25 protein-coding genes are annotated in these 26,606 nt (G+C 26.4%); 18 read left to right on the forward strand and 7 right to left on the reverse strand.

The features are described 5' to 3' along the window. The 17 genes from proS (at window position 1) to lpxB (ending at window position 18,416) form a co-directional block, all read left to right on the forward strand. Window positions 1-1,335 carry a proline--tRNA ligase gene (proS, locus tag DT059_RS05800; RefSeq protein ID WP_145597525.1) on the forward strand — a complete coding sequence of 445 codons (1,335 nt, stop codon included), beginning with the start codon at window positions 1-3 and terminating at the stop codon, window positions 1,333-1,335. Further along, window positions 1,332-2,543 (forward strand): FtsX-like permease family protein, encoded by a 1,212-nt coding sequence (locus tag DT059_RS05805; RefSeq protein WP_145597527.1) that lies wholly within the window; start codon window positions 1,332-1,334, stop codon window positions 2,541-2,543. Before proS ends, DT059_RS05805 begins: the two co-directional genes overlap by 4 nt. Further along, window positions 2,536-3,213 (forward strand): ABC transporter ATP-binding protein, encoded by a 678-nt coding sequence (locus DT059_RS05810; RefSeq protein WP_145597529.1) that lies wholly within the window; start codon window positions 2,536-2,538, stop codon window positions 3,211-3,213. Before DT059_RS05805 ends, DT059_RS05810 begins: the two co-directional genes overlap by 8 nt. Then, window positions 3,206-6,622 (forward strand): DNA polymerase III subunit alpha, encoded by a 3,417-nt coding sequence (gene dnaE / locus DT059_RS05815; protein ID WP_145597531.1) that lies wholly within the window; start codon window positions 3,206-3,208, stop codon window positions 6,620-6,622. The genes DT059_RS05810 and dnaE overlap by 8 nt, the downstream gene beginning before the upstream one ends. Window positions 6,623-6,752: 130 nt before the next feature. Continuing rightward, window positions 6,753-7,571: a 30S ribosomal protein S2 gene (gene rpsB, locus DT059_RS05820; RefSeq protein WP_145597533.1), complete on the forward strand. Its 819-nt coding sequence runs from the start codon at window positions 6,753-6,755 to the stop codon at window positions 7,569-7,571. Continuing rightward, window positions 7,571-8,422 (forward strand): translation elongation factor Ts, encoded by an 852-nt coding sequence (tsf, locus tag DT059_RS05825; RefSeq protein WP_145597534.1) that lies wholly within the window; start codon window positions 7,571-7,573, stop codon window positions 8,420-8,422. Before rpsB ends, tsf begins: the two co-directional genes overlap by 1 nt. Next, complete coding sequence (frr, locus tag DT059_RS05830) at window positions 8,423-8,974, forward strand: ribosome recycling factor (RefSeq protein WP_145597536.1); 552 nt, start codon at window positions 8,423-8,425, stop codon at window positions 8,972-8,974. Further along, window positions 8,971-9,645 (forward strand): polyprenyl diphosphate synthase, encoded by a 675-nt coding sequence (gene uppS, locus DT059_RS05835; protein WP_145597538.1) that lies wholly within the window; start codon window positions 8,971-8,973, stop codon window positions 9,643-9,645. The genes frr and uppS overlap by 4 nt, the downstream gene beginning before the upstream one ends. A 140-nt stretch (window positions 9,646-9,785) precedes the next feature. Next, a complete protein-coding gene (locus tag DT059_RS05840; RefSeq protein ID WP_168189265.1) occupies window positions 9,786-10,310 on the forward strand; it encodes a phosphatidate cytidylyltransferase in 525 nt (174 codons plus the stop codon). Continuing rightward, entirely contained in the window at window positions 10,310-11,473 is a 1,164-nt protein-coding gene (locus DT059_RS05845) for a 1-deoxy-D-xylulose-5-phosphate reductoisomerase (protein WP_145597542.1), read from the forward strand. The genes DT059_RS05840 and DT059_RS05845 overlap by 1 nt, the downstream gene beginning before the upstream one ends. Window positions 11,474-11,489: 16 nt before the next feature. After that, window positions 11,490-13,730, forward strand: coding sequence for an outer membrane protein assembly factor BamA (gene bamA, locus DT059_RS05850; protein ID WP_205713268.1), 2,241 nt, complete (start codon window positions 11,490-11,492; stop codon window positions 13,728-13,730). Further along, window positions 13,730-14,239, forward strand: a complete 510-nt coding sequence (locus DT059_RS05855) for an OmpH family outer membrane protein (RefSeq protein WP_145597544.1) — start codon at window positions 13,730-13,732, stop codon at window positions 14,237-14,239. The genes bamA and DT059_RS05855 overlap by 1 nt, the downstream gene beginning before the upstream one ends. Further along, complete coding sequence (fabZ, locus tag DT059_RS05860; RefSeq protein ID WP_145597546.1) at window positions 14,239-14,688, forward strand: 3-hydroxyacyl-ACP dehydratase FabZ; 450 nt, start codon at window positions 14,239-14,241, stop codon at window positions 14,686-14,688. Before DT059_RS05855 ends, fabZ begins: the two co-directional genes overlap by 1 nt. Before the next feature lie 51 nt (window positions 14,689-14,739). Next, window positions 14,740-15,720, forward strand: coding sequence for a UDP-3-O-(3-hydroxymyristoyl)glucosamine N-acyltransferase (gene lpxD, locus DT059_RS05865; protein ID WP_145597548.1), 981 nt, complete (start codon window positions 14,740-14,742; stop codon window positions 15,718-15,720). Then, window positions 15,717-16,499 carry an acyl-ACP--UDP-N-acetylglucosamine O-acyltransferase gene (lpxA, locus tag DT059_RS05870; protein ID WP_145597550.1) on the forward strand — a complete coding sequence of 261 codons (783 nt, stop codon included), beginning with the start codon at window positions 15,717-15,719 and terminating at the stop codon, window positions 16,497-16,499. The genes lpxD and lpxA overlap by 4 nt, the downstream gene beginning before the upstream one ends. Window position 16,500: 1 nt before the next feature. After that, window positions 16,501-17,286, forward strand: coding sequence for a UDP-2,3-diacylglucosamine diphosphatase LpxI domain-containing protein (lpxI, locus tag DT059_RS05875; protein WP_145597552.1), 786 nt, complete (start codon window positions 16,501-16,503; stop codon window positions 17,284-17,286). Further along, window positions 17,283-18,416 carry a lipid-A-disaccharide synthase gene (gene lpxB / locus DT059_RS05880; protein ID WP_145597554.1) on the forward strand — a complete coding sequence of 378 codons (1,134 nt, stop codon included), beginning with the start codon at window positions 17,283-17,285 and terminating at the stop codon, window positions 18,414-18,416. Before lpxI ends, lpxB begins: the two co-directional genes overlap by 4 nt. On the opposite strand, the gene gltX is transcribed toward lpxB, so the two are convergent. The 7 genes from gltX to DT059_RS05915 all read right to left on the reverse strand — a co-directional run bounded on the left by gltX (window position 18,396) and on the right by DT059_RS05915 (window position 25,805). Continuing rightward, window positions 18,396-19,793: a glutamate--tRNA ligase gene (gene gltX, locus DT059_RS05885; protein WP_145597556.1), complete on the reverse strand. Its 1,398-nt coding sequence runs from the start codon at window positions 19,791-19,793 to the stop codon at window positions 18,396-18,398. The two genes, lpxB and gltX, sit on opposite strands and share 21 nt — an antisense overlap. Window positions 19,794-19,815: 22 nt before the next feature. Further along, window positions 19,816-20,493 carry a transcriptional repressor LexA gene (gene lexA, locus DT059_RS05890; RefSeq protein WP_145597559.1) on the reverse strand — a complete coding sequence of 226 codons (678 nt, stop codon included), beginning with the start codon at window positions 20,491-20,493 and terminating at the stop codon, window positions 19,816-19,818. Between the two features lie 89 nt (window positions 20,494-20,582). Then, complete coding sequence (locus DT059_RS05895) at window positions 20,583-21,374, reverse strand: indole-3-glycerol phosphate synthase TrpC (protein WP_145597561.1); 792 nt, start codon at window positions 21,372-21,374, stop codon at window positions 20,583-20,585. Next, window positions 21,367-22,359 carry an anthranilate phosphoribosyltransferase gene (trpD, locus tag DT059_RS05900; protein WP_145597563.1) on the reverse strand — a complete coding sequence of 331 codons (993 nt, stop codon included), beginning with the start codon at window positions 22,357-22,359 and terminating at the stop codon, window positions 21,367-21,369. Before trpD ends, DT059_RS05895 begins: the two co-directional genes overlap by 8 nt. Before the next feature lie 4 nt (window positions 22,360-22,363). Then, window positions 22,364-22,930, reverse strand: coding sequence for an anthranilate synthase component II (locus DT059_RS05905; RefSeq protein ID WP_145597565.1), 567 nt, complete (start codon window positions 22,928-22,930; stop codon window positions 22,364-22,366). Beyond that, on the reverse strand, window positions 22,930-24,387 hold the full coding sequence (gene trpE, locus DT059_RS05910; RefSeq protein ID WP_145598058.1) for an anthranilate synthase component I: 1,458 nt from the start codon (window positions 24,385-24,387) through the stop codon (window positions 22,930-22,932). The genes DT059_RS05905 and trpE overlap by 1 nt, the downstream gene beginning before the upstream one ends. Then, on the reverse strand, window positions 24,387-25,805 hold the full coding sequence (locus DT059_RS05915) for a SurA N-terminal domain-containing protein (RefSeq protein ID WP_145597567.1): 1,419 nt from the start codon (window positions 25,803-25,805) through the stop codon (window positions 24,387-24,389). Before DT059_RS05915 ends, trpE begins: the two co-directional genes overlap by 1 nt. 56 nt (window positions 25,806-25,861) lie before the next feature. On the opposite strand from DT059_RS05915, the gene tpiA reads away from it, so the two are divergent. After that, a complete protein-coding gene (gene tpiA / locus DT059_RS05920; protein WP_145597569.1) occupies window positions 25,862-26,602 on the forward strand; it encodes a triose-phosphate isomerase in 741 nt (246 codons plus the stop codon). Window positions 26,603-26,606: the final 4 nt, after the last annotated feature.

The following is a 26,606-nucleotide window of genomic DNA, read 5'->3' on the forward strand; positions in this document are numbered from 1 at the left end:
ATGCTTTTATCAAATTCATTTATACCAATATTAAAAAATAATCCTTCAGAAGCAAAAATTAAATCTCATCAATTGATGTTGAGAGTGGGCATGATTAAGCAAGCCTCTGCAGGAATTTATTCATGGTTACCTTTAGGTTTTAAGGTAATGAAAAAAATAGAAGACATTGTCAGACAAGAACAAAACAAAATTGGAGCTCAAGAAATATTAATGCCAACTATTCAATCCAGCGAAATTTGGAAAGAAAGTGGTCGTTATGACGATTATGGTGAAGAGATGTTAAGAATAACCGATCGTCAAAATAGAGAAATGTTATATGGACCTACTAATGAGGAGCAAGTTACTGAAATTTTTAGATCTTCAATAAAATCTTATAAATCACTCCCACAACTTATGTATCATATTCAATGGAAGTTCAGAGATGAAATTAGACCTAGATTTGGAATTATGCGTGGTAGAGAGTTTTATATGAAAGACGCCTACTCATTTGATGTATCAGATGAAGAAGCTTTTTATTCTTATAATAAATTCTTTCTTTCATATTTGAGAACTTTTAAAAGATTATCTTTGACAGCAATACCAATGGCTGCTGACACAGGACCTATCGGTGGAAATTTATCTCATGAATTTATTATTCTTGCAGATACAGGTGAAAGTAAAATTTTCACAGATAAAAGAATATTCGATCTTGATAGTGATGATACTCAACTAGAAAAGGCATCATTGGAAAGTATGAGAAAAAAATATGAACAGTTTTATGCTGTAACTGATGAAAAGTTTAATAAAGAAGAGTTTGAAAAAATTGTTTCCAAGGAAAATCAATTGGTTACAAAAGGTATCGAGGTAGGTCATATATTTTATTTTGGTGATAAGTATTCAAAACCAATGGGAGCATCAGTTGATTTGCCAGGAGGAAAAAAGGATTTTGTTAAAATGGGCTCTTATGGAATTGGTGTATCAAGGCTAGTAGGAGCTATAATTGAAGCAAAATATGATGACAAAAATGAAATCATGAAATGGCCATTGTCTGTTGCTCCTTATGATATTGCTTTAATACCTATGATAAATAAAAATGACACCTCAGCTTTAGATAAAGCAAATAATATCAATTTAGAATTAATTAAAAATAATATTGATGCAATCATTGATGATACAGATGAGAATTTCTCATCAAAAATTAAAAAAATGAATTTAATTGGTGCCCCATATCAAATTATTATTGGTAAGAAAAGTGAAGGTGATTTATTAGAGTTCAAGGAAACCGGTGGTGAAACTCAAAATTTACCATTAAGTAAAATTATTGAAATTATAACTAAACAAAAAAATTCAATTTGATTTCTACTTTAGAAAAAGAAATTACTTTTAGATTTTTAAAAGCCAGAAAAAAAGATGGCTTTTTGAATGTTATATCTATTTTTTCTTTTATTGGAATAAGTCTTGGAGTTGCGGTTCTTATAATTGTAATGTCTGTCATGAATGGATTTAGAACTGATTTAATTGACAAGATAGTTGGCTTTAATGCACATGCAGTCGTCAAACCTTACGATAAACCACTTGTTTTCATGTCAGACAAAGATTTTGCTAAAGGCATATTATCAAATGACGGAGAAGCAGTTATTTTTCATAAAAATGTTACAAAGGGAGTTTTATTAAAAGGGTATTTGGAAAATGATTTTAAAGATCTAGAAATTTCGAATAATGATAGTTTTTTTGGTTCTAAAAATTTAAATGAAAATACAATTTCTATTGGTCGAGATTTAAGTAATATTTTAGGACTTGATATTGGAGATGAGGTTTCAATTACCTCACCATCAGGTGTTCAAACATTAGTTGGGTCTTTACCAAAGCAAAATTTATTTCTTATAAATTCAATATTTGAAAGTGGATTATCAGAATATGATGAAAATATTGCTTATATAAATTTAAATACTTTAGAAGATTTTTTTGACAAAAACAAAAATGATAGATTTACCGAGTATTATTTTAAAGATCCAAAAAATATTGAATATCATAAAGAAAATTTGATAAAATTATACCCTGAAGCATTTGTATATACATGGGCTGATATGAATAGTTCATTATTTTCAGCACTTAAAGTCGAGAGAAATGTAATGTTTATTATTTTATCTTTAATTATTATTGTTGCTGCCTTTAATATAATTTCAGGATTAACAATTTTAGTTAAAAATAAAACTCGAGATATTGCAATTTTAAAATCTATTGGAGTTTTAAATAAATCAATTGTAAAAATATTTTTTCTTGTTGGGGTATCAATAGGAACATCAGCAACAATCTTTGGAACACTGTTAGGTGTAACATTCTCAATTTATGTAGAAAACATTAGACAATTTTTAAGCTCTACTTTTAATATTAGTTTATTTCCAGAAGAAATATATTTTTTAAGCAAGATGCCCTCAGAAATAAATATTAAATCTATAGCAATTATAACAACCTGTTCAATATTAATAACAATAGTAGTTTCTATATTTCCAGCGCTTAAAGCTGCAAATATGGATCCTATTAAATCACTGAAGTATGAATAATTTTTTAGAATTAATTAATTTACAAAAAAGTTTTACTACTGAGAAAAAAATTAATGTATTAAGAGGTCTATCTAGAAAATTTAGGTTAGGTAAAACTTACTCAATAATGGGACCCTCTGGATCTGGAAAATCAACTTTACTTAATCTAATTTCATTAATTGATAAACCAACATCTGGTACCATTAAGTTTGATAATCATGAGATAAATTTTAGTCAAAATGAAAAAAATGATTTGTTTAGATCTAAAAGAATAGGTATTGTTTACCAAGAAAATAATCTTCTTTCTGATTTTACAGCATTGGAAAATGTTTATTTTGCATCTTTATCTCTTAATAATGATAAAAAATTAGCATTATCTAAGGCAGAAAAATTATTAAAAAAAATTGGACTTTCAAACAGATTAAATCATTTTCCCTCGCAACTTTCTGGAGGTGAAGCTCAAAGAGTTGCAATAGCAAGAGCAATTATTAATGATCCTCAAATTATTTTAGCTGATGAACCAACTGGTAGTTTAGACATGAATACGGCTAAAGTTATTTTTAAACTTTTAAACAATCAAAAAAGATCAGACAGGATAATTATATTTGCAACTCATAATAGATTTTTTGCAAAAAAAGCAGATTATCTATTGGAGATGAGAGATGGTAGTATAAAATCGTCTAATGTCTGAATCTGTCTCACAAAATTTTAATCATTTAAAAATTCATACCCAATATTCAATTTGCGAAGGAGCTGCTAGAATTGATGATTTGCAAGAATATTCTAAGAAAAATAAAATTAAATCGTTAGGTTTATGTGATACCTCAAATTTATGTGGTGCACTAGAATTTGCTGAAAAGATCTCAAAATCTGGTACTCAACCAGTTATCGGAACTCAAATTAATTTTAAAATCGGAGAAACAACAGGTTTACTCCCTTTGTTTGCTTTAAATGAAGCTGGATATAAAAATATAATAGAACTTTCATCTTTATCGTATTTGGAAAACGATGAATTGTCAGATCCACATGTAGATTTTGAATTATTATTAAGCAATTCCAAAGGTGTAGCTGTATTTTCAGGAACTGTTTTTGGTTTATTTGGTAAATTATTTGATAAAGGAAAGTTTAGTGAAATTGATGAGCTTTATAATAAAATTAAAAATGCTTTTGATGACAGATTTTACTTAGAGATTCAAAGACATAATGATCAAAATGAAATTGGATTTGAAAAATTTAATTTAAAAAAATCCTTAGATTTGAAAATACCTATTATTGCAACTAATGAAGTTTTTTATATAGATAAAGAAATGCATGAAGCTCATGATGCTTTAATTTGTATTGGTAACAAGACATATGTAAATGAAAAAAACAGATTAAGATTTACTGACCAACATTATTTAAAAACTAACTCAGAGATGTCCGAATTATTTGCTGATTTACCTGAAGCTTTAGAAAATAATTATAATTTTCCACTAAGATGTAGTTATAGACCGTTATTTTCTGAACCAATATTGCCTAATATTAGTAGTGATAAAGATGGAAATGCAGATGAAATTTTAAAAAAAGATTCCATAGATGGATTAAAAGTCAAATTCAATAAGATCTTTAATTTAATTGATGAGGATTTAGAAAATAACAATTCTTATAGAGAATATAAGAACAGACTTAATCACGAACTTTCTATTATTACAGAAATGAAATATTCTAGTTATTTTCTCATAGTTGCTGACTATATTAAATGGGCTAAAAATAATGATATCCCTGTAGGTCCTGGAAGAGGCTCAGGTGCTGGCTCCTTAGTAGCTTGGTGTTTATCAATTACAGACGTCGATCCAATAAAATTTAATCTTATTTTTGAAAGATTTTTAAATCCAGATAGAATTTCAATGCCAGACTTTGATATAGATTTTTGCGAGGATAAAAGAGATCAAGTTTTTGAGTATCTAACTACAAAATATAAAGACTGTGTAGCTCACATTATAACATTTGGTAAATTAAAAGCACGAATGGTAATAAGAGACGTTGGAAGAGTTTTGGGATTAGCATATGGATTTGTTGACAGCATATCTAAGATGATACCTTTTGATCCATCTAGACCACAAAATTTAACTCAGTGCATTGCAGGAGAACCACGATTACAAAAAATCATAAATGATGATCCAAGGGTAAAAAAACTTACTGATCTCTCTCTAAAATTAGAAGGTCTAAATAGAAATGTTGCCACACATGCCGCTGGAGTAGTAATAGCAGATAAAAAACTCACTGAAGTCGTACCATTGTATAAAGATGTTTCTGCAGATTTATTATTACCATCCACACAATTTGATATGTATTCAGCTGAAAATGCTGGTTTAGTAAAATTTGATTTTTTAGGCTTAAAAACGCTCACAGTAATTAATAACACACAAAAACTTGTAAGAAAAAAAATTAAAGATTTTGATATAGAAAAAATTAGTTACGATGATCAAAAAGTTTTTAATCTAATGTCTACAGGTAAAACAGTTGGTTTATTCCAAATAGAAAGTGCTGGTATGAGAGAAGCTCTAACACAAATGAAGCCAAATCATATTGAAGATATTATTGCATTAGTTGCACTCTATAGACCTGGACCAATGAGCAATATTCCAACTTATAATGATTGCAAACATGGAAACCAAAAACCTGATTACTTGCACCCACTTCTAGAAGATATTTTAAAACCGACTTATGGAGTAATTATTTATCAAGAACAAGTAATGCAAATTGCACAAAAATTATCAGGATTTACAGCAGGACAAGCTGATCTTTTGAGGAGAGCAATGGGTAAAAAGAAAAGAGCAGAACTTGAAAAACAGAAACAAGGATTTATTGCTGGAGCTGTTAAAAATGGAATAGCAAAAGATGTTGCTGCAGGAATTTTTTTAAAAATAGAACCATTTGCTGAATATGGCTTTAATAAAAGTCATGCTGCAGCTTATGCAATTATTTCTTACCAAACTGCATTTTTAAAAACATATTATCCAAAAGAGTTCATTGCAGCATCAATGACCATGGATATATCTAATCAAAATAAATTAAGTGAGTTTTATGAAGAGTTAAAAAGACTAAATGTTGAAGTTATCCGTCCAGATATAAACGAATGTTTTGCTGATTTTAGAACAATTGGTAATAAATTTTATTATGCTTTAGGAGGCATTAAAGCTGTGGGTTATGAGGCAATATCAAATATAGTCAAAGAAAGAATTTTAAATGGAAAATTTGTGTCAATTCATGATTTTTTAAATAGAGTAAATCCAAAGGATATAAATAAACTTCAATTAGAAGGTTTAGTTAAAGCAGGTGCTTTTGATAAATTTAGCACAAATAGACATGCGTTGTATGACTCAATTCCAGCTATGATAGCTAAAAATAAAAATATATTTGATAATAAATCTGTTAATCAAATTGATTTATTCTCAGAGGACGAAAGTTCTCAGGATGATATTTTAATTAAAACTGATGATTGGAAATTTGAGGAAAGATTATCAAAAGAATTTGAGGCAGTAGGTTTCTTTATTTCAGACCATCCATTAAATCAATTTACAGAAATTTTTAATGATTATAAAATAACAGATTATTCAAGTTTTATTTCAAAAGAAGATTTAAAAGACTCTAACATAGCTGCAACATTGTTAAAGGTTCAAGAAAGAAAAACTGCTAAAGGAAATTCTTATGCAGTTTTAAAATTAACTGACTTATCTAGCATATTCGAACTATTTATTTTCTCAGATGTTTTAGAGTTAAATAGAGAAATTTTAAAAGAAGGCACCTCTCTTATTTTGACATTATTTAAAAACATTTCTAATGATGAAAATAGGTTGACTAGAATTAATGTCCAAAAAATAGCTTCACTTAAAGATTTATTTAATAGTCCTATTAACGAGGTTTCATTTAAGCTAAATTCTAAAAAACAGATTGAAAAAATATCTACAGTTTTAAGTGATAAAGGCAAAACTGTTGTAAATATTGATTTAATTACTAAAGATAATGTTCTTAAATTTAGATTAAAAAATACACGTAAATTAGACAGAAAAGCTCTAAATCTCCTAAGAAATGAAGAAATTCAGGCAATAATTAACTAAATAATCACTTGTTAAATAAGGTAAATATTTGTAAATAATCCATAAATTAAATTAACACGCACACAGTTGTTGGTTTTATACCTCCGGTCCTTAATTGGAAATTACTGTGGTGGCTTAACCGGGAATAAATATGAAAATACCTAACGTAACAATACAACAATTATTAGAAGCAGGTGTTCATCTTGGACATAAAACTTTGAGATGGAACCCAAAGATGAAAAAATACATCTTTGGAAAAAGAGACTCAATTCACATTATAGATTTGACCCAAACACTTGAGTTAACCAAAGTAGCTTTAGAAAAAGTTTATGAAACTATCGCAAATAATGGAAAAATTTTATTTGTATCAACAAAAAAACAAGCATCCGAGGCTATTGCTGAAGTAGCAAAAGAAACTGATCAGTATTTTGTTAATTATAGATGGCTAGGAGGCATGCTAACTAATTGGGGAACAATTTCAAATTCAATTAAAAAATTAAAGAAATTGGAAAATGATTTAACAGCAGAAAATAGAGGTTTTACCAAAAAAGAGCTTTTAAAAATGAGTGTTAAAAAAGATAAGCTTCAAAGATCTTTAGGTGGAATAGCAGAAATGAAAAAAGTTCCTGATTTAGTATTCATAATAGACACAAATTATGAGTCTCTAGCTATTGCTGAGTCAGCTAAATTAGGAATTCCAATTATAGCTATTTTAGATAGTAACTCAAATCCAGATAATATTGAATATCCAATTCCAGGAAATGATGATGCAAGAAGAGCTATCGATCTTTATTGTAATTTAATAAAAGAGACAATTATTAGTGCTAAAAGTTCTGCACCAACTGTTGAGTCAAAAAAGGATAATACTAAAGATACAAAAAATCAGGATAAAACAAAAACTATACAGGAATTAGATAGAGAGAAACTAGAGAAAAAATTTTCTAAAGAAGATAAGGAGAAACTTAATTAATGAGTGACTTAGAAAAAGTAAAAAAACTTAGGGAAGCAACTGGAGCAGGTTTTAAAGATTGTAACTTAGCTATTAAAGAGTCAAACGGTGACTTAGATAAAGCAATTGAAATTTTAAGAGTTAAGGGTATTTCAAAAGCCTCAAAAAAAATGTCTAGAGATGCTAAGGAAGGAGTTGTTGTAATTAGTGGAGATGATACAAAAACCTCAGTAATAGAAGTAAATTGTGAAACAGATTTTGTTGCAAAAAATGATGATTTTATATCTTTTGTTAAAGAATTAAGCGATTTGAATCATATAAATAATTCAAATATTGAAGAACTAAAAATTGCAAAAATGAAAAATGGTCAAACAGTTGATGATAATTTAGTTGCCTTAATTGCAAAAATTGGTGAAAAAATTACAATCGGTAAATCAAAAACAATTCAAAATTCTGATGGAATAAATAATCATTATCTTCATACAGTTGTAAAAGACAATGTAGCAAAATTAGCAGTTATGGTTTCATTAGACACAAAAGATACTTCAGAGGTTGTTAAAAATTTTAGTAAACAATTATCAATGCATATTGCTGCATCAAATCCATTAGCATTAGAGTCTAACTCAATAGATCAATCAATTATTGATAAAGAACAAGAATTAGTTAAAGAAGAGCTAAAAAATTCTGGAAAACCAGATGATATTGCAAAAAAAATAAGCTTAGGTAAAATGAACAAATTTAAAGAGGAAAATGCACTTTTAACACAAGCTTGGGTAATGGAACCAAAGAAAAAGGTACAAGATGTATTAAAAGAACTTTCTATACCTGACTTAAAAATTAAAGAGTTTTACAGAATAAAGATTGGAGAATAAATGTTTGATGAGAAATCATACAGCCTTAAAATGGATAAAACCATTGAGGTTTTCTCAAAAGAACTATCTTCTTTAAGAACAGGTAGAGCCAATGCATCAATGTTAGATCTAGTTAAAGTTGATGTTTATGGTCAGCAGATGCCAATCAATCAAATAGGAAGCATAACAATACCAGAGCCAAGAATGATAAATATTCAAATCTGGGATATTAATAATGTTCAACTTGTTGACGCTGCTATAAAAAAATCTGATTTAGGATTAAATCCTCAAATTGATGGACAGTTAATAAGATTGCCTGTTCCTGAACTAAATGAAGAAAGAAGAACAGAGCTTAAAAAATTAATAAAATCAATTGGAGAAAAGTGTAAAGTTTCAATAAGAAATATCCGAAGAGAAGCCAATGAAGATTTAAAAAAACTTCTCAAATCTAAAGATATAGGTGAGGATGAGGAAAAATCTCATGAAAAAAAAGTCCAAACAATTACAGATGACCATATCAAATCAGTTGATGAAAAAGTTTCTTCAAAAGAAAAAGAAATAATGACAATATGAACCCTTTAAATCATGTAGCCATTATCATGGATGGTAATGGAAGATGGGGTATAAAATATAAAAATTCAAGAAATGCAGGACATAAAGCTGGATTAAATACTGTTGAAAAAATAATTAAAGAAACAATTAAAAATAAAATTAAATTTTTAACTCTATTTGCTTTTTCAACTGAAAATTGGAAAAGACCTAAAAAAGAAATCAATTATCTATTTAATTTATTAGAAAATTTTTTATCAAACAAAATTAACGAACTTCATAAACAAAATATTAAATTAAAAATATTGGGGTCCAAAAAGTTCTCTCCTAAACTAAACAAACTACTTAATAAATCAGAAAAAAAAACATCAAAAAACAATAAATTACAAATTAATCTTGCATTAAATTATGGATCTAAATCTGAACTGATAAGTGCATTTAAAAAAATTAAGTTGAGAAAAAACATTATAAGTGAAAAAAATGTGGCTAAAAATTTACAAACAAAAAATATACCTGATCCAGATTTATTAATTAGAACAGGCAATACGAAAAGATTAAGTAATTTTTTATTGTGGCAACTAGCTTATGCAGAAATTTTTTTTGAAAAAAAATTATGGCCAGCTTTTAATGAAAAAGACTATAATAGAATAATTAAGGAATATAAGAGTATAAAACGAAATTTTGGTAAAATATGATATCTAAAGAATTACAAAAAAGAATATTAAGTTCGTTAATCTTAATTCCGATATCAATTTTTTTTATTTTTCAAGAAAAATTATCTTTTGTATTATTTCTAATCCTTTCTTTTCTGGCTACTTCTTATGAATGGGTTAAAATGAATAAAGTAGATTTTATTAAAATTGCCGGAATATGTTATCTTTTTTTTTCATTTCTCTTAGCATATTTCTTAAGAGAAAACTTTTCAGTTGGATTATTTTTATTAGTATTAATTATTTGTATTTTTACAGATCTTGGAGGCTATATTTTTGGTAAAATTTTTAAAGGCCCTAAATTAATTAAAATAAGTCCAAAAAAAACCTATGCCGGTGCTATCGGTGGATTTGTTTTATCTTTAGTTGCAGCTTTAGTTTATTCAAAATATACAGCTATAGGAACTAGCACATATTTGAATTTATCTATGTGGACAGACATGAATCTAAGTAAAATTTATTTTTTATTCGTTATAATTATTTCTTTTACAAGTCAAGTTGGTGATTTGATTATTTCTTATTTTAAAAGATTAGAAAAAGTTAAAGACACTGGAAATTTATTACCAGGACACGGCGGTTTATTGGATAGACTTGATGGAATTATTTTTGCAATACCAATTTCATATTTGTTACTTTCATATTTAATATAATGAAAAAAAAAATTGCAATACTTGGTTCAACTGGATCTATAGGTAGAACTTTATTAAAAATAATTCAAAAAGATAAAAAAAATTTTGAAATTAAACTGCTTACAGCAAATAAAAATTATAAATTACTTTTATCTCAAGCAAAAAATTTTAAAGTAAAAAATATAATCATAACTGATTTTAATTGTTATTTAAAATTAAAAAAATTAAATAAAAATAAAAATATTAATATTTATAAAAATTTTAATAATCTTGATAAAATTTTAAATAAAAAGATTGATTATACCATGTCATCAATTGTAGGTTTGGATGGTTTACTTCCAACAATTAAAATTATTAAGTTTACAAAAAGTATTGCTGTAGCTAATAAAGAGGCAATTATATGTGGATGGAACTTAATCAAAAATGAACTTATCAAAAATAAAACAACATTTTTACCAGTAGACTCTGAGCATTATTCTATATGGGAAATTTTAAACTTAAAATATTTTACAGAAGTAGAAAAAATTTATATAACTGCCTCTGGCGGGCCATTTCTAAAAACAAAATATAATGAAATTAAAAAAGTTAAAATTCATCAGGCTCTTAAACATCCAAATTGGAAAATGGGAAAAAAAATTTCTATTGATTCTGCTACCATGATGAATAAAGTTTTTGAAGTCATTGAAACAAAAAATATTTTTAATATACCATATAAGAGAATTTCTATTTTAGTCCACCCAATATCTTACGTTCATGCAATGATAAAATTTAAAAATGGAATTATCAAAATTCTTGCTCATGAAACATCAATGAGAATACCTATTTTTAATACATTATATCATAAAATGAATCAAAAAATTAATTCTCAAATAATTGATATAAAAAAATTAAATAATTTGGAGCTAGAAACTATAAATAAAAAAAAATTTCCCATGATTGAAATTTTAAATCTATTACCATTAAATTCATCTTTATTTGAAACTATTCTTGTTGTGTCAAATGATTTTTTTGTTAACTTATTTTTAAATAAAAAAATTAAATTTTATCAAATCCCTATATTGCTTCTAAAATTTCTTAAAATTAAAGAATTTCAAAAATATAAAAGTATAAAACCTAAAAAAATTCAAGATATAATTGAATTAAGTAATTATGTACGTTTAAAATTAAAAAGTTTAAGTATATAAATCCATGTCTGTATATATGAATACAATCTATAAAATTTTTATTTTAATTTTTTTTATTGGCATTAGCAACGTTTCATATGCAAAAAATATTGAGAATATAATCATTAATGGCAATGAAAGGGTATCTGACGACACCATAATAATGTTTTCTGAGGTAAATATAGGAGACGATTTATTAGAAATTGATTTAAATTCTGTACTTAAGAATATTTATAAATCAAACTTTTTTGAAAATGTTACAGTTGAGATAGAGGATAAAAATTTAAATATTAATGTTGTTGAATATCCTATAATTCAAAATGTAGAAATAAAAGGTATAAAAGCTAAAAAAAATTTAGAATTAGTTAAAAAAAACTTAATACTTAAACCTAGATCATCATTAAATAATTATTTAATAAATCAAGAAAAGCAATCAATTATCTCATTATTAAGAAGTAAAGGGTATTATTTTGCTGAAGTTCAAATGTTTTCAGAAACTTTAGATAATAATATGGTTAATTTAATATATGAAATTGAATTAGGTAATAAAGGAAAAATTAAAAAAATTAATTTTTTAGGCAACAAAATTTTTAAAGAAAATAAATTAAAAAGTGTAATTATTAGTGAAGAATATAAACCATGGAAATTTATTTCTGGCAGAAAATATCTAAATCAAGAAACTATATCACTAGATAAAAGATTATTAAAAAATTTTTTTTTAAATAAAGGATTTTACAATGTGGAAATAAATTCCTCTTTTGCTAAATTAGTTAAGGATGATGAATTCGAACTAACTTTTAATATTAACGCTGGTGAGAAAATTTTTTTTAACAATCTAATGATTTCTTTACCTGCAGATTTTCAAAGAAGTGGATATGCAAATTTGGAAAAACTTTTTTTAAATATAAAAGGCGAACCTTATTCAATAAATTTAGTTGAAAAAATACTAGATAAAATTGATCTAATTACTTTAAATGAGGAATTTAAATCAATAAATGCTGAAGTAGAAGAAGATTTAATTGACAATAAGCTTGATTTAAATTTTGTAATTAAAGAGACCGAAAAGTATTTCGTAGAAAAGATAAATATATTTGGAAACAATGTTACAAGAGAAAGCGTAATTAGAAATAGATTAAATTTGGATGAGGGAGATCCTTATAACGAAATATTGAGAAAAAAATCTGAAAATAATATAAAAAGCTTAAATTTTTTTAGAACTGTTAAAACAGAAGTAGCGGAAGGTAAAACTAAAGACTCTAAAGTTATAAATATATTTATAGAAGAAAAACCTACTGGTGAAATATTTGCTGGTGCAGGAGCGGGTACTGACGGCGCTACTATCACTGCAGGTGTAAAAGAAAATAATTATTTAGGCAAAGGACTAAGAGTTGAAGCTAATGGTACACTTACTGAGGAAACATTTAAAGGAAAATTTGCAGTTACAAATCCAAATTTTAACAACTCTAATAAATCTGTCTTTGCAAATATTCAAGCATTAGAAATAGATCAAATGAAAAATTATGGTTACAAGACCAATAAAACCGGTTTTGAGTTAGGAACTGGATTTGAATACTTAGAAGATTTTAGGTTAGGTTTATCTACGAGATCCTTTTTTGAAAAAATTGAAACAGATTCCACCGCTTCTGCTAGGCAAAAAAGTCAAGCTGGAAATTATTGGGATACGTTTATCAAAATAAATTTTGATTATGATAAGAGAAATCAAAAATTTAAACCTAGCGATGGATTTAGATCGTTCTATAGCTTAGATATTCCAGTTATAAGTGACAATAATACTTTGACTAATACTTATGACTATAAATTTTACACAGAACTTTATGAAAATAATATATCAAGTTTATCTATTCTGTTAAAAAGTGCAAATTCAATAACTGGTGATGATGTAAAGTTAACTGAAAGACTTATAGTTCCGTATTCTAGATTGAGAGGATTTGAAAAAGGAAAAATTGGACCAAAAGATGGTGATGATTTTATTGGTGGAAATTATGTAACTGCACTAAATTTAAGTTCTAATGTACCATTTATTTTTCCAAATATTCAAAATTTAGATGCAGCAATTTTTTTTGATGCAGCTAATGTTTGGGGGGTAGATTATGATTCAACGCTCGGCAATGGTGATAAATTAAGAAGCTCAATAGGTTTTGGTATTGATTGGTTTACTGTTATTGGACCTATGAGTTTTACTTTTAGTGAAGCAATAACAAAAGATAGTAGTGATATTGAGGAAACATTTAGATTTAATATAGGAACAACTTTTTAATGAAAAAAAAATTTTTTTTTTTTCATTTAATTTTATTTTTTTTTTATCTAACTTCATATTCAAATAGTGGAGAAAAAGTTGCATTCATTGATTTAGATTATATAGTAAAAAATTCTAATTTAGGAAGAGAGGTTCTTAAAGAAATAGATGAATTAAATAAGAAAAATTTAGATAATCTTAATAAAAAACAAGAAGAATTAAAAAATTTAGAATTAGAATTAAATAAAAAAAAAAATATACTATCAACTGATGAATTAAATAAAGAAATTGGATTACTTAAAAATAAAATTAATAAATATAATGAAGAAAAAAATTTGTTAGTATCACAATTTACTAAATTTAAAAATTCAGAATTAGATAAACTTATGAATAAAATAAATCCAATCGTTCAAGATTATATGAAAGAAAATTCAATAGAAATTCTTTTTGATAGAAAAAATATCTATATAGGAGATGTTAATTCTGATTTAACTAAAATTATAATTAATGAATTAAATAAAATAAACTAATGATAACAAAATTAAATAAAAACCAGATACGTGATTTGTTGCCTCATCGTGAGCCTATGCTTTTAATTGATGAGCTTTATGATATTCAAAAATTATCTTCAGCAACAGCTATTGTGAATGTAAAAAAAGATAGTTTTTTTGTTCAAGGACATTTTCCTGACAATCCAGTTATGCCTGGTGTATTAATAGTTGAGTCATTTGGTCAAGCCGCTGCAGCACTTACAGCTCATGGATTGGATAGATCAACATATGAAGATAAATTAGTTTTTTTAATGGGTGTTGAAAAAGCTAGATTTAGAAATCCAGTTATACCAGACTGTAAACTTGTGCTTAAAATAGAAGCTATAAGGTCTCATGGTAGAGTTTGGAAATACAAAGGTGAGGCTTTTGTTGACGAAAAAAAAATGGCTGATGCTATATGGTCAGCAACTATTGTTGACAAGAAATAAATAGCAATAATTATTGATAACTTATTTAAAATTGCTTTGATAAAAGCAATTATGCTAAACCCATTCTTTAAAAATTATGGACCGTTAAAAATTTCTCAAATAATTAAACATTTAAAACTTAATACTAATATTTTAAATGAAGATTGTGAAATACAAGATATTAAGGATTTGTTAAGTTCAACACAGTATGATTTAACCTTTTTTCACTCTAAAAAGTACAAAGATATCGCAAAAAATACTAAAGCCTCATTTTGTTTAACTACTCAAGCACTTAAAAATGAATTACCACTAACTTGTAAGGCTATAGTTGTTGATAATGTTTTGGTTTCAATATCAAAAATTACATCTATTTTTTACCCTGATGCGGTAAACGATGATTTTGATGATAAAGCTATATATTCAGATAAAACTGAATTTAAGGATAAGGTTAAATTTGGTACGAATATTTTAATTGGAAAAAATGTTTCAATTGGCAATAATTGTAAGATTGGACATAACACAATAATAGAAAAAAATGTAATCATTGGAGATGATTGTTCTATTGGATCTAATAATATTATTAGGAATGCTATATTAAAAAATAATGTAAAAATTTTAGACAATTGTGTAATCGGTAAACATGGTTTTGGTTTTTTTCCATCTAAAGAAAAAAATGTGCGATATCCTCATATAGGTATAGTTTTAATTAATGAAAATTGTGAAATAGGATGTGGTGCCACTATAGATAGGGGTTCGATGTCAAATACAGTCATTGGTAGAAATACTTATTTAGATAATCAGATACATATTGCACATAATGTTAAAATTGGTGAAAATTCAATTATTGCAGGACAAGTAGGTATAGCTGGAAGCTCGATAATTGGTGATAATGTTAAAATTGGTGGTCAAGCAGGAATATCTGGGCATCTAAAAATTGGTAATAATGTTGAAATCGGTGGAGGCTCAGGTGTAATTAGAGATGTTCCTGACAATACTAAGGTAATGGGGTATCCAGCAAAAAATATTAGAGAATTTTTAAGGGAAAATAAATGATTCATAAAACAGCTATAGTTGACGCGAATGCTAAAATTTCTAAAAATGTAAAAATTGGCCCTTATTCAGTTGTAGGTCCAAATGTTGAAATAGATGAAAAAACAGAAATTTATTCACATGTTAATATTACAGGTAATACAAAAATTGGAAAAAATAATAAAATTTATCCATTTGCCTCAATAGGGAATGATCCACAGGATTTAAAATTCCAAGGTGAAGAAACAAAATTAGTGATTGGTAATAATAATAAAATTAGAGAATATGTTACTATTAATCCAGGTACAAAAGGAGGTGGAGGGTTAACAAAAGTTGGAGATAATTGCTTATTCATGGTTTCAGCACACATAGCTCATGATTGTTTTGTTGGTAATAATGTTATTCTAGCTAACAATGTGCCATTAGGAGGCCATGCATTTATAGATGATGGAGCTATTATAGGTGGTAATTCAGCTGTTCAGCAATTTACGCGAGTAGGTAAATCAGCAATGATTGGCGGTATGTGCGGTGTGGTAAGAGATATTATTCCTTATGGTATAGCACATGGAAACAGAAGTGTTTTAAAAGGATTAAATTTAATTGGTTTGAGAAGAAAAAATATACCAAATAAAGACATAATATTACTCAATGAAGCTTATAAAGAGATTTTTAAAAATGAAAATTTAACAGAGAATTTAAGTAACTTATCCAAGGAATTTAAGAATAATGAATTAGTTGTAGAAGTCATTAATTTTATAGAAAAGGATAAGAAAAGACCAATTTGTACTCCGTTTTCAAAATAAGATGATAGGCTTATTTTTAGGTGACACTGATTTCTCAGATATAGTTCTCAGTAAAATAAAGAGATTAAAAAAAAAATATTTTATAATTGACTTTTCAAAAAATAATAAATTTCAAAAAGATGAAAATTCTTTCAGAATTAGTATTGGAAAATTTGGATCAATTATTAACTTAATTAAAAAAAAAAAATGCAAAAAAGTTTTGTTTGCAGGAAAGATTTCTAAGCCTAATTTTTCTTCTTTAAGATTAGATTTAAAGGGAATTTATTATATGCCAAGTGTAATTAGAGCAGCTAAAATAGGCGATGCTGCTATAATCAAATCAATAATAAAAATCTTAAAAAATGAAGAAATTAGAGTTATTAGCTCGATATTTTTTAATCCTGAGCTTTCATTAAAAAAAGGAAATTTCACTAAACTAAAACCCAATAAACAAGACCTTATTTCTATAAAAAAAGCCAAAGCTTATTTTAATAAAACAAAAAGTTTAGACCATGTCCAGGCCCTAGTTGTTAAAGAAGGTAAAATTTTAGCTAAAGAGGGAAGAGAGGGAACAAAAAAAATGCTATCAAAATTAAAGAAAAATTCAGATGGAATTTTAATAAAACTACCAAAAAAGAAACAAGATTTAAGAATGGATCTACCAACAATTGGACTAGAGACTTTTATTGATATTAAAAAATATGGATTACGAGGTGTTGTTTTACAATCTAAAAAAAATATTTTTTTAGATAAAATTGAATGCATTAAATTTGCTAATAAAAACAAGATTTTTATTAATATTATATGAAAAAAATATTTATACTAACTGGTGAACCTTCTGGAGACAAATTAGCTTCAACAGTTATTGCAAAGTTAAAATCTCAAAATCCCGATATTGAATATTTATCTGTAGGTGGAAATCACTTAAAAAAACTAGGAATCAGTACTATTTTTAATTTAAGTGAAATAACTTATCTAGGTTTTACCAGTATTTTACTCAATATATTTAAAATCAGAAATAAAATTAATCAAACTGTTAATGAAATTATTAAATTTAATCCTGATATACTGTTTTCCGTTGACAGCCCTGATTTTACTATGCGAGTAGCCGAAAGAGTAAAAAAAATTAATAATAACATTAAAATAATTCACTATGTAGCTCCTCAAGTTTGGATATGGAGAAAAAATAGAGTTAAAAAAATTAAAAAATATATTGATCATATTCTTCTTTTATTTGACTTTGAAAAAAAATATTTTGATGAAGAAAATATTAAAAATACTTTTGTAGGACACCCGTTAATTGAGAATAATCAAGATAATAAAAAAATTATTGAAAATATAATTCCTAAAGATAAAAAAATTATATCAATTTTCCCTGGAAGTAGAAAATCAGAAACAGACGCATTATTAAATATTTTAATTGATTTTATAAAACTAATGAACAAAAGACACAATGATTTTTATTTCTACTTTCACGCAACCGATGAAAATAAAAATTTAATTTTGTCTGAAATTAAAAAATTTAATATTGAAAATGTAGATGTGGTTTCAGACGAAAGTATTAAATCTAAAATTTTATCTAATTCAGTTTTTGCTGTATCTAAATCTGGCACAGTTTCACTGCAAATTTCTAGCTCAAATATACCTTCTATAATTATTTATAAACTCAGTTTTATAAATTTTATGATATTTAAAATGTTAGTTAATGTTAAATTTGCAAATATAATTAATATTATCAATAATCGTGAGGTTATTCCTGAATTGTTACAAAATGAATGCAATGCTGATGAAATCTATAAATCTGTAATTTATCTTTTAAAAAACCCTGACCTTATAAAAAAACAATTATCTGATTGTTCAAAAACATTAGAAGGAATTAGATCTAAAACTTCTTCTTCTGAAGAGGCTTGTTTAGTTTTAATAAATTACCTTACCTAGCCTCTTTAATACCTCCTCTTTGCCAAGAGCTATAACCATATCATATAAACCAGGACCAAATTTTGATCCTGTCAAAGCAATCCGTATAGGCTGACCAACACCTTTAAAATTTGTATTATTTGTTTTAATCAAATTATTTACTACAGGCTCTAAATCCTCTTTATTTATATTTGATATAGATGATAATTTTTTAATAAATTCAGAAATTATTTTTTTTGCTTTATCATCAATCAATTTAAAATCATCCTCATTGAAGTTAACTTCATCATTGATAATAAACTTTGAATTATTATATATGTCTTCCAAGGTTTTGGCCTTATTTTTCAAAAAAGATAATGAGGATTTAATTTTCGTTTCCTTGTCCTTTTTAATTTCTTTTTTATAAATTTTGCAATACTCAAATAGGTTTTGATAAAGATCGTTTTCGTTGATTGTTTTTATATAGTGCTCATTCATTGATAATATTCTACTCATATCTAGTTTTGATGGTGATTTGCCAATACCTTCTAAATTAAAGTATTCAATGCTCTCATTCAGAGTAAATATTTCTTTGTCTTGATATGACCATCCAAGTCTAAGTAAATAATTTCTTAATGCATCAGGCATTATACCTATTTTCGAGTAATCATCCAAAGTCGAGGCATTATCTCTTTTTGACAGTTTTTTACCTTCAATTGTATGAATTAATGGAATGTGAGCAAATTCAGGAACATCCCAACCCATTGCTTGATATATTTGTATTTGTTTAAAAGTATTTATTTTATGATCATCTCCTCTGATTATGTGAGTCATTCCCATTTGATGATCGTCAACAGTTGCAGATAAGTTGTAAGTTGGTGTTCCATCATTTCTTAAAATTATAAAGTCTTCTATTGTATTATTTACAATCTCAACATCTCCTTGAACTAGATCTTTAAGTTTAGAATTTCCTTCTATTTTGCTTTTAAATCTAATTACAGGTTTAATGTCTTTAGGAGCTTCTTTTTCATCGGCATCTCGCCATTTTCTATTATAAATATATGGCATCTTTTTTTGCCTAGCTCTTTTTTTTTGCTCCTCTATCTCTTCAGCAGAGCAGTAACATTTATATGCATTACCTTTTTGTAATAATTCATTAGCAATTTTAATGTGATCTTCTATTTTTTGCGACTGAATATATTCATCACCATCATGCTCAATGCCTATCCACTTTAATGATTTAATAATTTGTATTTTGTGTTCCTCTTTGGATCTTTCTTTATCAGTATCTTCTATTCTTAGGTGAAAAGTTCCTTTTTGATTTTTAGAGAACAACCAATTAAATAATGCAGTTCTAACCCCACCAATATGAAGAGCTCCAGTAGGGGAAGGCGCAAAACGTGTTGCTACTTTAGACATCAATGTTGTTTAGACTATTTTTTTAGAAGTTTCTATATAAAGATACTAAAACTCCTTGAACTTTTACTCTATCAGGACCAAAAATCTTAGTTTCATAGTTTCTATTAGCACTTTCAAGGGCTACAACTTTACCTTTTTTTCGAATTCTTTTTAACATTGCCTCATGCTCATCTATTAAAGCAACGACAATTTTACCGTTATCAGCAGTATCAGTTCTTTTAATAATAACAGTATCACCCTCATGAATGCCCGCATCTATCATAGAGTCACCTTGAACTTTTAATCCAAAGTAATCACCATTTTTTTCTAAATTATTTGGTAGAGGAATTCTAGAAACTTCATTTTGTATAGCTTCAACAGGTGTTCCTGCAGCAATTTTTCCAAGTACTGGCACTTCTACTTCGTCAGAAGTAGTTTGTTCTTCATCTAAACCACCTTTAATTACACTTGGTGAAAAGCTATTATAAATATCATTTGCAGAAGCTGTTTCTGGTAATTTAATTACCTCCAAAGCTCTTGCTTTGTGAGCTAATCTTTTAATAAAACCTCTTTCCTCTAAAGCACTAATTAATCTGTGAATTCCTGATTTAGATTTTAAATTAAGAGATTGTTTCATCTCCTCATAAGAAGGAGATACACCTGAACTTCTCAACTTCTTGTTGATAAATAAAAGTAGGTTTTTTTGTTTTTTTGTTAGCATAAGAACAAATATCGTACAAACAATGTTCTATAAAAGTTCTTTTAAATTAACAATACTAAAAAAAACTAGTAAAATTGGGCTTTATTTGACTATAAAACTGAAAAGATAGAATTTTTATCTAAGTTTTTTAAAAGTGATTCACCAATTAAAAAAGTGTTAATTGATGTTTTGTTGTTTAGTTCTAGTAGTTCCTCTTTATTCTTTATTCCACTTTCAGATATTAAAGGACCATTGTGACTTTTTACAACATCATAAATATCATAAGTTGTATTTATATCAGTTTTAAGTGTTTTTAAATTTCTATTGTTTATTCCAATTAATGCATCTTTAAAATTTAATGCTTTTTTTGCTTCTTCCACTGTATGAACTTCAACTATAACAGACATATTATATTTCAAAGCCTCATCATATAATTCAGACGCAAGATCATCTGAAACCCCAGCCAAAATAATTAAAATAGCATCTGCACCATAACTTTTTGCTAAAGGTATTTGAAATTTATCGATAAAAAAATCCTTACACAATACAGGTAAATTTATTTTATCTTTTATTTTGCTTATGTGAATTAAATTTCCTAAAAAATAATCTTCTTCAGTTAAAACCGAAAGACAAGTTGCTTTATTATTTAAATAAATCTGAGCAATATCTACAGGATTATAATCATCAATTATTATACCCGCTGAAGGACTTGCTTTTTTAATTTCAGCAATAATTGAAGTTTTATTATTTTTTATATTATTTTCTATTTTCTCTTTAAAATTAATATAGCTGTTGTTATTATTAATTAATTCATCCAAAGTTTTAAGATCTAAGGATTTTTTTAATTTATCAACTTTTTCAATTTTTTTTTGAATGATATTTTGAAGTATATTTTCAGACATTTTGAATTTTTTCTAGATGTAAAAAGCTTTTACCAGAAAGGATAAATTCTCTTGTGTAATTATATGCTTCAGAAAAGTCCGAAAATTTTTCTCCAACAATTAACCCCGCTGCAGCATTTAAACAAACTGCTTTTGAAAAATCATTATCTTCACCTTTAAATATTTCAATCATCTTATCAGCATTAAATTTTGCATCATCACCCACTAGATTTTTAAAATTATCTGCATTAACCCCTAAAGCATTTGGATCTATTTTTATTTCAGATATTTGATCATCTTTTAATTGAATAACATTAGTGATTGCATATGGAGATATTTCATCTAATCCATCCTCGCTATTTACTATCCAAGCAAATTTTAAATTTAAATTTTTAAGTCCTTCTGCAAAAATTTTTAATAACTTTTTATCAAAAACTCCTACAACTTGCCTTTCAACAAGTGCTGGATTACTTAATGGACCAATCATATTAAAAATGGTTCTTTTTCCAATTTTCTTTCTTACGGGTCCTACAAATCTCATCGCACTATGATAATTTGGTGCAAACATAAAACCAAAATTGTTGGTATTAATTTCTTTTTCTATGTCCTCAGGTTCTAAATCAATTTTAATTTTAAGAGCTTCTAAAACATCACCGGACCCACATTTCGAGGAAACAGCTTTATTGCCATGCTTAGCAACTTTTGTACCCATACTAGCTAAAAGTAGGGCAGAAGCAGTTGAAATATTGAGGGTATTCATACCATCACCGCCAGTACCACAAGTATCAATACAATCACTTACATTTACTCGTTTTGATTTTTCTCTCAGAACAAAAACTCCACCAGCTATTTCATCTGAAACTTCACCTTTTTCAGACAGCAAAGTTAAAAAGTCAAAAATTTCATTATCACTGGCTTTTCCTGTCATTAATATTTCAAAAGCAGTTTTACTTTCTTCAAAAGTTAAATCTTGTTTATTTTTAAGTTTTTCTAAAATTTGATCCATAAATTTAATTGTTAATAAAGTTTTTAAGAATTTTCATTCCAAACTTAGTTTTAATACTTTCAGGATGGAATTGTACACCATGAATATTAAATTTTTTATGTTGTACACCCATTATAATCCCATCTTCTGTCTCTGCTGTAATCTCTAGATCTTTTGATAAGGTTTTTTTATCAATTACCAAACTATGGTATCTGGTAGCTTCAAATATATTTGGGAGGTTTTTTAAAATACCGATTTTTTTGGATTTAATTTTGCTTGTTTTGCCATGCATTAACTTTCTTGCTTGAACAATTTTTGATCCAAAAACTTGTCCAATTATCTGATGACCTAAACATACTCCTAAAAAAGGTAATTCTTTGTATAATGAATTCAATATTTTAATACAATTGCCAGATTGATTTGGGTTGCCTGGTCCTGGTGAAATAACAATTTTATCATATTTCTTTTTAATGATTTCTTTAGAATTAATTTTATCATTTCTAACTACATCAACTTTAACATTTAATGAGGAGATATAGTGATACAAATTAAAAGTAAAACTATCATAATTATCTATTAACAATACTTTCATTATCTTAAAGCATTAATTAAAGCTTTCGCTTTATTAACTGTTTCCTCGTATTCATTTTTAGGTTTACTGTCTGCAACTATACCCGCACCTGCTTGTACATAAAATTTTTTATTTTTAGCAACTGCAGTTCTTAAAGCTATGCATGTATCAAATTCCCCATTTGCAGAAAAATATCCAATTCCACCAGCATAAACTTTTCTTTTTGTTGTTTCTAATTCATCTATAATTTCCATAGCTCTAATTTTTGGAGCCCCAGAAACAGTACCTGCTGGAAAACCAGCTAAGAGCGATTTAAATTTTGAAAATTTTTTATTATATTCCCCAATTACATTTGAAACTATATGCATAACATGAGAATATCTTTCAATAATGAAGCTTTCTGTAACTTTTACCGAATTTATCTTTGAGACTTTACCAGCATCATTTCTACCCAAATCAAGTAACATCAAATGCTCTGAAAGTTCTTTTTTATCTTTAAGAAGGTCTTTTTCATAAAACAGATCTTCTTTTTTAGTTTTGCCCCTTGGTCTAGTTCCTGCAATTGGTCTTACAGTAATTTTATTATCCCTAAGTCTCACAAGTATTTCAGGACTTGCGCCTATTATTTGAAAATCGTTAAAATTGAAGAAAAACATAAAAGGAGAAGGGTTCGTTACTCTTAGTTTTTTATAAATATCTAATGGTTTCTTTGTTAATTTTGCCTCAAATCTTTGGCTTAAAACAACCTGAAAAATATCTCCTAATTTAATATATTTTTTTGCCTTATTAACCATTGATAAAAATTTATTTTTTGAGGTGTTAGATTTCACTTTTATATTTTTTGATTTTTGGATTATTTTTTTATCAATATTTTTGATTGATGACTGAATGAGTAATTTAAATAAATCAGATTTAATTTCTTCATATTTATTTTTATAATTTTTAATTTTTTCATCTTTAAAAATATTAGATATGTAAAAAATTTCTTTTTTTAAATTATCATGAATGACTAAAGTTCTTGGACGTAGAAGCCTTACATCTGGCAAATTAAGATCGTTTTTACAATTATTTGGAATTTTTTCTATGTATCTGATTGAATCATAAGAAAAATATCCAGAGATTAATGAGCAAATGTTAGGTAAATTTTTGGGAGTTTCAAATTTGAAATCTTCAATGATTTTTTCAATTAATTTATTTGGCTTATCATTTAATTTCCTTTTTTTATTTGTTTGAATTAGATAAGAATTATTATTATTAAATTCCCAAATTTTATCGGGATTTTTACCAAATATTGTATATCTACCTTTGATTTTACCTTTTTCTACTGACTCAAATATAAAACTATTTTTTTCCTCTAGGAAATTATCTATTAGGTTTAATACTTCCTCATCATTTTTTACTTTCTTTTTAGTAAAGATAATTTGATTTTTTTTGCTTCTGTGTCGAAACTTAAATTCTTTGAAGCTTCGATTAATAATCATTTGAAATAATTTTTAACTCTATCAATAGTTTTTTGATTTAATTGAACTTGATACTTATCATTAAGTAATTGATCATACGATTGTAAGATGGTTTTTCTATTATTTGTATTTTGGCTATTTACAAATTTAAGATATTTTTCATCTGCTTTGTTAAATGAATTTTTATTTGTTCCAGTAATTTTTACTAAAAAAATTTTATCTTCTTTATTTACTAGAGCAAAAGAGTTTACAGGTAACGCATAAAGCATTTTTACTGAATTAATATCAATGAGTTTGTCATCTTCTATAGAATTAATAGAAGAATATTCCTTATTTGAACCTGCAAGTTCTTCAAATTTTGAATTATCAAATTCCTTTTTTTGAATTTCTTCTATAATTTCTCTATTGTAATCAAATTTACCTTTTTGATATATTAACTCAACTATTTCTCCTTTAATTATTTCATCATTTAAATCTGGAGCTCGATCATATTGATTATCAATATTATAAAGTAAAAAGTTATCACCACTTTCTATCAAGTCTATTTTAGATGCTTTCTTAGAATAAATTAGATCTTCATTAATCTGTTTACTAGAGCTAGGTGCAAACTCATTTACCTCAATAGTGTCAACATTTATATCTTCTAATATAGTGTCAAATGCACTTCCTTGAGAAATTTTGTTTTCAATTGAGTCTATTTCATCAAAAAACTCTTGGTTAAATTCTTCTATACCAATTAGATTTTTTGGATTTAAAATCACATACTTAAAATCTATATATTCTCTTTTTAATTGATCCTTATTTTCATCAATAAATACTTCAATTTCATTTGCTGTGTAATCATTTTTTGTTTTATATAGATTTTCCATATCAAAATACTCGATGTCTAAAGATTTATTATTTTCTTCAAACTTTTTTTCTATCAAAAAATTTGGTGTTATTGTTCCAGCACCAATAAAATCAAATAAGTGTTTCTGTAATTCTCTATTTTTTAATTGCAATTCAAACATTGGAGCTGACAAGTTGTTGGAGAGCAAAAATTTTTCATATTTAATTCTTTGAAAAGCACCATTTTCATCTTGGAAATTTTTATTTTCTTTAATGTTTTTAAGTATGGTTCTTTCGTTAATTGAAAGATCAAAGTCTTTAATTTCTAAATCAATCAATGTAGTTGAAATTAATCCTGATAATAATTCCTCAATAATATTGTTGTCTAAATTATCCCGAATAGCTTCTTGTGAAATTCCACTTTGATTCACATAATCAATAAAATCTTGGGTTGTTACATTTGTTTTATTTATTTTTGCAATATTGTTTTGATTGTTTGTACTAAACCCACCACCAAAACCCCCAAAACCAAAAGCGATGATGATTATGACAATTAACACCAATCCACCAAGTTGTTTCCAGCCTAAGTTTTTTAATTTTTCAATCATAGCGTTATAAATTTATTGATCTGTAAAAAACAAATCTATAGATTAAAAAGTCAATTATGACAAATAAATATATGTATTTTGTAGCTAATTGGAAAATGTTTGGTGATTTAAGATCTCTAAATTCACTTGATAAAGTAATAAAGTTTTCAAAAAATAATAAAAAAAATAAGATAAAAATAGTTTATTGCCCACCAAATACATTAATTCGTCCATTATCGAGAAGACTTAAAAAAACAAAAATAGAGGTTGGTGCCCAAAACTGTCATCACAGCTATGACTACGGTGCGCACACTGGCCAAGTAAATTCTAATATGCTTAAAAATGTTGGAGCAAAGTATGTTATTTTGGGACATTCAGAAAATAGACAACTAGGTGAGACAGATAATTTGATTAATTTAAAAATAAAAAGTGCAGTTAAATCAGGTCTCAAAATTATATTTTGTATTGGCGAAACCTTGAAAGAAAGAAGACAAAAAAAAACTAATCAAATTTTGAAAAGACAAATTGAAAAAGGATTAAAATCGATAAAAAATAAATCCAAAATTATTATAGCCTACGAACCGGTATGGTCTATTGGTACAGGTGTAATTCCAAAAGAAGCTGATTTAAACAAAACTATTTCATTTATTAAAAGTAGATTTATTAAAAATTATCCAAAAATTTTATATGGTGGATCTGTAAACACTAATAACGTAAGTATATTAAAAAAAATTCCCAACATTGATGGTTTTTTGATTGGAGGCGCATCACAAATTTCAAAGAAATTTATTGATATAATTCAAAAAACCATTAATTAGACCC

The sequence above is a fragment of the Candidatus Pelagibacter sp. FZCC0015 genome (genome assembly GCF_007833635.1).
In the GTDB taxonomy this organism is placed as follows: domain Bacteria; phylum Pseudomonadota; class Alphaproteobacteria; order Pelagibacterales; family Pelagibacteraceae; genus Pelagibacter.